6 protein-coding genes are annotated in these 7,212 nt (G+C 64.2%); all 6 read right to left on the bottom strand.

Translation table 11 applies throughout. The features are described from left to right. Positions 1–95: 95 nt before the first annotated feature. The 6 genes from paaA to VFO93_RS20255 all read right to left on the bottom strand — a co-directional run bounded on the left by paaA (position 96) and on the right by VFO93_RS20255 (position 7,066). A complete protein-coding gene (gene paaA / locus VFO93_RS20280) occupies positions 96–1,049 on the bottom strand; it encodes a 1,2-phenylacetyl-CoA epoxidase subunit PaaA (RefSeq protein WP_325136219.1) in 954 nt (317 codons plus the stop codon). Positions 1,050–1,217: 168 nt separating this feature from the next. Then, positions 1,218–2,297, bottom strand: a complete 1,080-nt coding sequence (gene paaE / locus VFO93_RS20275) for a 1,2-phenylacetyl-CoA epoxidase subunit PaaE (RefSeq protein ID WP_325136218.1) — start codon at positions 2,295–2,297, stop codon at positions 1,218–1,220. Continuing rightward, a complete protein-coding gene (locus tag VFO93_RS20270) occupies positions 2,294–2,950 on the bottom strand; it encodes a TetR/AcrR family transcriptional regulator (protein WP_325136217.1) in 657 nt (218 codons plus the stop codon). Before VFO93_RS20270 ends, paaE begins: the two co-directional genes overlap by 4 nt. 164 nt (positions 2,951–3,114) lie before the next feature. Further along, positions 3,115–4,452 (bottom strand): phenylacetate--CoA ligase family protein, encoded by a 1,338-nt coding sequence (locus VFO93_RS20265; protein WP_325136216.1) that lies wholly within the window; start codon positions 4,450–4,452, stop codon positions 3,115–3,117. Positions 4,453–4,638: 186 nt separating this feature from the next. Further along, a complete protein-coding gene (locus VFO93_RS20260) occupies positions 4,639–5,682 on the bottom strand; it encodes an AI-2E family transporter (protein ID WP_325136215.1) in 1,044 nt (347 codons plus the stop codon). A gap of 370 nt (positions 5,683–6,052) precedes the next feature. Continuing rightward, a complete protein-coding gene (locus VFO93_RS20255; RefSeq protein WP_325136214.1) occupies positions 6,053–7,066 on the bottom strand; it encodes an ABC transporter ATP-binding protein in 1,014 nt (337 codons plus the stop codon). Positions 7,067–7,212 lie beyond the last annotated feature (146 nt).

Here is a 7,212-nt window from a genome sequence, read left to right as displayed (position 1 = left end):
GGGGAGCCGGACGCCTTTCGAACGATAGCAAACGTCGGTTTGCGGTCGGCTCCCCCTCTTTTTTGGAGAGGCGGTCGGGGGGTGAGGTGCCCGCGTTAGGCCGCCGCCCGCGCCCGCCGCTTCGCGGCGTGGGCGTTGGCGGCTTCGCGCACCCAGGCGCCCTCTTCGTGCGCTTGCACGCGGGCTTGCAGGCGGTCGGCATTGCAGAGGCCGTTGCCTTTTACTACCTGCCAGAATTCCTCCCAGTTCACCTCGCCGAAGTCGTAGGCTTTCCGTTCCTCGTTCCAACGCAGCTTTTCATCGGGCACGGTGAGACCCAGGAACTCGGCCTGCGGCACCATCATGTCCACGAATTTCTGGCGGAGCTCGTCGTTGGTGAAGCGCTTGATGCGCCACTTCATCGACTGCTCGGTGTTGGGCGATTCTGAGTCTTTGGGGCCGAACATCATCAGCGTGGGCCACCACCAGCGGTTGAGGGCTTCCTGCGCCATCTCCTTCTGGGCGGGCGCGCCTTCGCACAGCGTTTGCATCACCTCGAAGCCCTGGCGCTGGTGGAAGCTTTCCTCTTTGCACACCCGCACCATGGCCCGCGCATAGGGCCCGTAGCTGGTGCGGCACAGCGGCACCTGGTTGAGGATGGCCGCGCCATCGACCAGCCAACCCACGCAGCCCATGTCGGCCCAGCTGAGCGTGGGGTAGTTGAAGATACTACTGTACTTGGCTTTGCCCGAGTGCAGGTCGGCCAGCATCTGGTCGCGGCTGGTGCCCAGGGTTTCGGCGGCGCTGTAGAGGTAGAGGCCGTGGCCGGCCTCGTCCTGCACCTTCGAGAGCAGGATGGACTTGCGCTTGAGCGAAGGGGCGCGGGTTATCCAGTTGCCTTCGGGCAGCATGCCCACCAGCTCGGAGTGCGCGTGCTGCGAAATCTGCCGGATGAGCGTTTTGCGGTAAGCGTCGGGCATCCAGTCTTTGGGCTCGATGCGCACGTCGGCGTCGATGCGGGCCTGGAACTGTTCTTCCTGCGTGAGGACGGGGGCTGCTAGCGTATCCATACTGGTTATTGATTAGTTAATATTTTGTAAAACGTGTGTCATGCTGAGCGTAGCCGAAGCATCTCTACCGGTGAACTAACTTCTGACGCTTAGCAACGAAGCGGTAGAGATGCTTCGACTCCGCTACGCTGCGCTCAGCATGACAAACGTTTTTGCTTGCTACTTCACTTACTGGTCAAAATCCACGGTCACCTGCTCCGTCACCGGCCGCGCCTGGCAGGTGAGCACGTAGCCTTTCGCCACCTCAGCCTCAGAAAGCGAGTAGTTTACGTCCATCTCCACGCGGCCGTTGGTGACGCGGGCGAGGCAGGTGCTGCACATGCCGTTTTTGCAGGAATACGGCGCGTCGATGCCGCTTTCCAGTGCCGCATCCAGGATGGTGTTGCCGTAGTACGACATTTCCAACAGCCGCGCGCCGCCGTCGAGTTTCAGTGTTACGAGGCTCTTTTTATCGTCTTCGCCCACGGGCGGCAGCTTGGCTTTGGCCGTGCCGGCTTTGCCGGCATTGGCCGAGCCAAACAGCTCGAAGTGAATCTTTTCGGGCGCTACACCGGCGCTGGTCAGGGCGGTGCGCACGCCGTTTACCATGTCTTCGGGGCCGCACAGGAAGCACTCGTCAATCTGGCTGGCGGGTACAACTTTTTCGAGGAACTGCCGGGCCTTCTGCTCGTCGATGCGGCCGAATAAAAGGTCAGCGTCGCCCTGCTCGCGGCTCAGAATATGGTACACGCTCAAGCGGTGCAAAAACTTGTTTTTGAGCGCCTCCAGGGCTTCTTTGAAGATAATGGAGTTGCGGCCGCGGTTGCCGTACACCAGCGTCACGCGGCTGTTGGGCTCGGTCAGGAGCACCGTTTTCACGATGCTGAAAATGGGCGTGATGCCGCTGCCCGCCGCGAAGGCCACGTAGTGCTTGGCTTGCGCGGGGTGCAGCGCGGTGTGAAAGTGCCCGGCGGGCGGCATCACCTCCAGCTCTTCGCCGGCGCGCAGGCCGTCCACGGCCAGGGTCGAAAAGCGGCCTTCCGGCACTTTCTTGATGGCTACCTGCCACTCATTGTCGAGCGGACTGCTGCAAATGGAATACGAGCGGCGCAGCTCCTCGCCGTTGTGCAGGCGGCGAAACGTGAGGTACTGCCCCTGCGTGAAGCGGAACGCCGCGCGCAGGTCGGCGGGCACGTCGAGGGTCACGCGCACGCAGTCGGGCGTTTCGCGGGCGATATGCTTGATTTTGAGTTTGTGGAAGCGGCTCATGCGAGTGGTTTTTTCAGCCCGTCGAGGAGCATGGTAAGGAGGTCGGCCTCTAGCTCGGCGGCCGACAGCGCGCGGCCCGGCCGATACCACAGCTCGACCCAGCGCACGGCCGAGAGCAGCGTAAACAAGGCCACCGACACGTTCACCGGCTGCAACTCGCCGGCCGCGATGCCCTGCTCAATCAAGGCCGCAAAGCCTTTCTCATAACGCTTGCGGGCCTGCTTAAATTCGGTCAGGCGCGGCTCGGTCAGCGCTTTCCACTCGTTGTTGGCCACCGACACGGCCGCGCCGTGGGTGGTCATCAGGCGCACGTGGCGGCGTAGCAGCTCGGTTATTTTTTCGAGGTAGGAGCCAGTCATCTGCTCTACTTCGGTCAGCTGCGCGATGTAGGTATCCGACACCTGAAAGCAGATGGTATCCAGTATCTCGTCCTTCGACTTGATGTGGTTGTACATGCTAGCCGCGTCGAGGCCCACCCGCGCACCCAGGTCGCGCATGGAGGAGCTACCAAAGCCGCGCTCCTTAAACAAGTGCGCCGCCTCGTCCAAGATAAGCTGCCGCTGCTCGGGGCGACGCTTTTTCGCCACCCGCGCCGAGCCCGTGGGGGGCGGCGGGGCCGTCGGGGCGGGGTGGGGCGTGGGTTTGGGTGGCATTGGGGTTTGAGTTTTTATATAATTACGTAAGCTCAGCGGGGGAACCTCCCCCCCCGGCCCCCTCTCCAAAAAAGAGGGGGAGCCGGACGCCTTTTGACCGGTAGCAAACGGCTGTTTGCGGTCGGCTCCCCCTCTTTTTTGGAGAGGGGGCTGGGGGGTGAGGTTCACGTCCGCAGGTCGCGCACGCGGCTGAGCTTGCCGCCCTCGCTACGCGGCAGCGTGCCAAAGCCGAGCAGCGTCACCTTCATGCTGAGGCCGATGTTGTCTTTGATTTTTTTGGCAAACGAGCCTTGCAGCGCGCGCAGGCAGTCGTGCTGCGCCACGGCTTCGGCAGTCACGGTGGCCAGGCCCAGGTCGCGCATCAGGTCTTCGGCGATTTCTACGCTTACTTCCACTTCGTCGAGGCTGCCGCGGCGCGAGGCCACTACCTGGTAGTACGGGCTGACCTGGGGCAGCGTATTCAGAATATCCTCAACCTGGGTGTGGAAGAAATTGACGCCGCGAATGATGAGCATATCATCGGCCCGGCCCCGGATGGGGCCCATTTTCACGTGCGTGCGGCTTTCGGAGTAGTCGTAGGTGAGGTTGGTAATGTCGTTGGTCCAATACCGCAAGATGGGCATGGCCTTTTTGGTCAGGGTCGTGAAAACCAGCACGCCCAGCTCACCTTCAGCGACGGGCTCGCCGGTGTGCTGGTTTACTATCTCGGGGTAGAAATGGTCTTCCCAGACGTAGCTGCCGGTGCCGCGCTCGTTCACGTCTTCCTGCGACACGCCGGGGCCCATTATCTCACTGAGGCCGTAGATGTTGGTGGCCTGCACGCGCAGGCCGGCCTCCACCTGCTGGCGGATGGCGTCGGTCCAGGGCTCGGCACCTAGCACGGCGTATTGGAGGTTGAGGGCTTCGGGGCTGATGCCGCGCCGCTTGATTTCCTCGGCCAGCACTTGGGCGTAGGAAGGCGTGGCGCAGATGATTTCGGGCCGAAAATCCTGCAAAAGTTGTAGCTGCCGGTCGGTGCTGCCGCCCGAGACGGGGATGACTGTGAGGCCCAGCTTTTCGGCGCCGTAGTGCACACCCAGGCCGCCCGTGAAGAGGCCGTAGCCGTAGGCGTTCTGCATCTTCATGCCGGGGCGGCAGCCGGCGGCGGCCAGCGAGCGGGCCACTACTTCGGCGAATATGTCCAGGTCGCCGGCCGTGTAGCCCACTACCGTGGCCTTGCCCGTAGTGCCGCTCGAGCAGTGCAGGCGCGCCACCTCCTGCTCGGGCACCGCGAACAGGCCGAAGGGGTAGTTGTCCCGAAAGTCCGTTTTCTTGGTAAAGCCCAGCTTGGTCAAATCCTCCAGCCCCCGGAAGGTGCTGGGGTGCACACCCAGCGCGTCGAACTTCTGCCGGTAGAAGGGCACCCGCTCGTACACATACGCTACCTGCTCTCTGAGCCGGGCATTCTGGAGAGCGCGCAGCTGGGGTAGCGGCAGGCGCTCGAGGGCGGGGTTGAACAGCATGGGCGGGGCTGCGCGTGGGTGGGAAGGGAGTAGCGCCAGAACGGCCGCCGCGGGCAGCACGCTCTTTTCGACTACAAATAAACACAAACAAATGTTTGTTTAGAAGAAAGCAGTCAAAAACAATGCCCCGGCCAGCCAGAGACTACCTGGCTCGCCGGGGCGCTGCGCCTGGGCAACGGCCACGAGTTATACTTTCACCTCTTCATCGCCCAGCACATCCTGCACGTATAACATCTTCACCACCACGATGATGATGGCGATGATGGGCGTGGCCAGCGTGAGCCCCAACAACCCGGTAAACGCCCCGATAATTAATTGCCCGATGAGAATGAGCGCGGGCGGCATCTGAATAAGCCGCTGCTGCACCACCGGCGACACGGCAGCGCTTTCCAAGGTTTGCACCACCAGGTAGAGACCGATGACGTAGAGCGCCTGCTGCGGCCCGCCATACACGAAGGCCAGCAGCACGGCCGGCACCATCGACACGATGGGCCCGATGTTGGGGATGAACGTGACCAACCCCGCAAACAAGCCCAGCACCGCGCCCATCTGCATCCCCATCAAGGTGAGGCCCAGCCAGGTAAAGACCCCCACGAAGAGCATCGACACCAGGCGGCCCAGCACCCACTTCACCAGCGTGCTGCTGATGCAGTCGAGCACCTCGTGGGCGCGCTTGCGGCCGGCCGTGGGCACCAGCATCACCAGGCCGGCGCGGTAGGTTTTGGGCTGGAGCATCAGGAACACGGCCAGAAAGGTGATGACGTACCCATCGGCCACGATGCTGAGCGAGGTCGAGACAACCCCCGTGGCCCGGCTCATCCACTCCGACGAGCCGCCCACTACCTTGGTGTAGCTGAAGTTTTCGCGGGCTAGCCACTTGCCCCATTCCGTTTCTTCGATGCGGGCCTGCACGTCTTGCACCGCAATGGGCAGCTGCACCTGCAAGTTCTGCACCTGCTCGCCGATGCGGGCCGAAAACAGCCAGGACATGGCCGCCAGCGAGGCCACTACCACCAGCGTAGTAAGGGCCAGGCCCAGCCCCGTGCTCATGCCGGTGCGGCGGTGCAGCCAGTCGCCCACCGCCCGCAGCGGCAAGGCAATGAGCAGCGCCGCCAGCACCCGCAGCAGCACGCTGAAGGCCAGCCCCGCCCCCGCCATCACCAGCAAGGCCAGCAGCGTGATACTCACCACGATGAGCACGCGCTGCGTAAAATTAGTTTTAGATAGCATACTCGCTGAAGTAGGCGCTGAAGTCATAAGCTAAGCTCGGGCCGGGGCGGTAAGTAGCGCGCCCGCCGCCCTCCCATACGGGCAAACGCGCCCGCCCGCTGCCTGCCCGCCCGCCAGCGGCAGCGTTGAGCCTACGCGGCAGTTGATTATTTCTTTCCAGGCAAAGCCTGAACGCTTATCGGCCACGGCCGATACGTTGTTGGCCGTGGGGGCAATCTTCCCGCCGTAGGAGGTAAGCTGCTGGCACCACGTTGCTACTCTGGGGAGGCGGGTAGTTGGGGCGGCGGCTGGGCGGGGCAAACGGGGTTTTCACCGCGGAAGGCGCGGAAGAGCCCGCAGAAGGGCGCAGAAGTTGAAAGGCGCTGCTGGGCTATAGGGGCAGCTGCGCCCGCAGGGCCGCCAGCAGCGCCGCCACGGTGGTGCCGGTGCGCGACGGCCCCGCCCCTTGCAGCTGCCAGTGGTAGCGGGCATTGGCTTCGCTTACCGTTAGCTCGGCCAGGGCACCGGGGCCGGGGGCAAGGGTATAGCCAGCGCGTGCCAGGGCGCGGCCCGTCCAGAGGGCGGCCGGGCCCTCGCCCACCAGCCGCACGGCCGGGCCCCGCGCCGCGTGCAGCGGAAAAGTACCCGTAGCGGCATCAAAAGTCAGCCCCTCGCGGGCAAAGGCAGCAGCGAAGGTGCCATCGAGTACCAGGTCTTCGGGGGTGCCCAGGTGCAGCGCGCCCTCAGCCGTGAGCAGGGCTAGGCGGTCGGCGGCTTGCAGGGCCAGGTCGAGCTCGTGGGTCGAAAGCAGGATGGCCTTTTGGGTGTCGCGGGCCAGGCGGTGTAGCAAGCGCAGCAGGGCCACGCGGTTGGGCAGGTCGAGGTGGGCGGTGGGCTCGTCGAGCAGGATTACGGGCGTGTCCTGGGCCAGGGCGCGGGCCAGCAGCACCTTCTGGCGCTCACCATCGCTGAGCTCGGCCACCCGCCGCGTGGCAAAGGCCGTGGTGCCGGTGGTGGCCAGGGCCGCGTGCACCTGCGCCTCATCGTGGGCCGAGAGGCCGCCCAGCCAGCCCGTGTGCGGGTGCCGGCCTAGTCTTATTAATTCCAAGGCCGTAAGGCCGCCAGCCTCTACCCTATCGGTGAGCACGATGCTGAGCAGCCGCGCCCGCTCGGCGGGGCCGAGGGTGGCGAGGTCTTTCTCTTGAATGGTAAGCCGCCCCGCCAAGGGTGCCTGCAAGCCCGCCAGGGTGCGCAGCAGGGTCGACTTGCCGGCCCCGTTGGGGCCGAGCAGGGCCACCAGCTCGCCGGGGTGAAGGGTGAAATCGAGCGGGCCGGCCACGGGCTTAGGCGGGCGGGCGGCGGGGTAGCCGATGGTGAGGGCGCGGGCGGCGAGGGGGGCGGGCATAGAGATAAACCTGTCGTGAAGTGAAAAGCGAAAGGTGGTAAGTAGTTTGCAGCATGAAGGTAGGCTTGACCGATGCGGAGCGCCAGCAGTTGCGCCAGTTGCAAAAGCAACGGCGCGATGCCGAAGGCTACGTCAAGGTCACGGTA

This window comes from Hymenobacter sp., from assembly GCF_035709525.1.
GTDB lineage: Bacteria > Bacteroidota > Bacteroidia > Cytophagales > Hymenobacteraceae > Hymenobacter.
The sequence above is the reverse complement of the archived record's forward strand: the minus strand, read 5'-3'. Positions and strand labels throughout refer to the sequence as shown.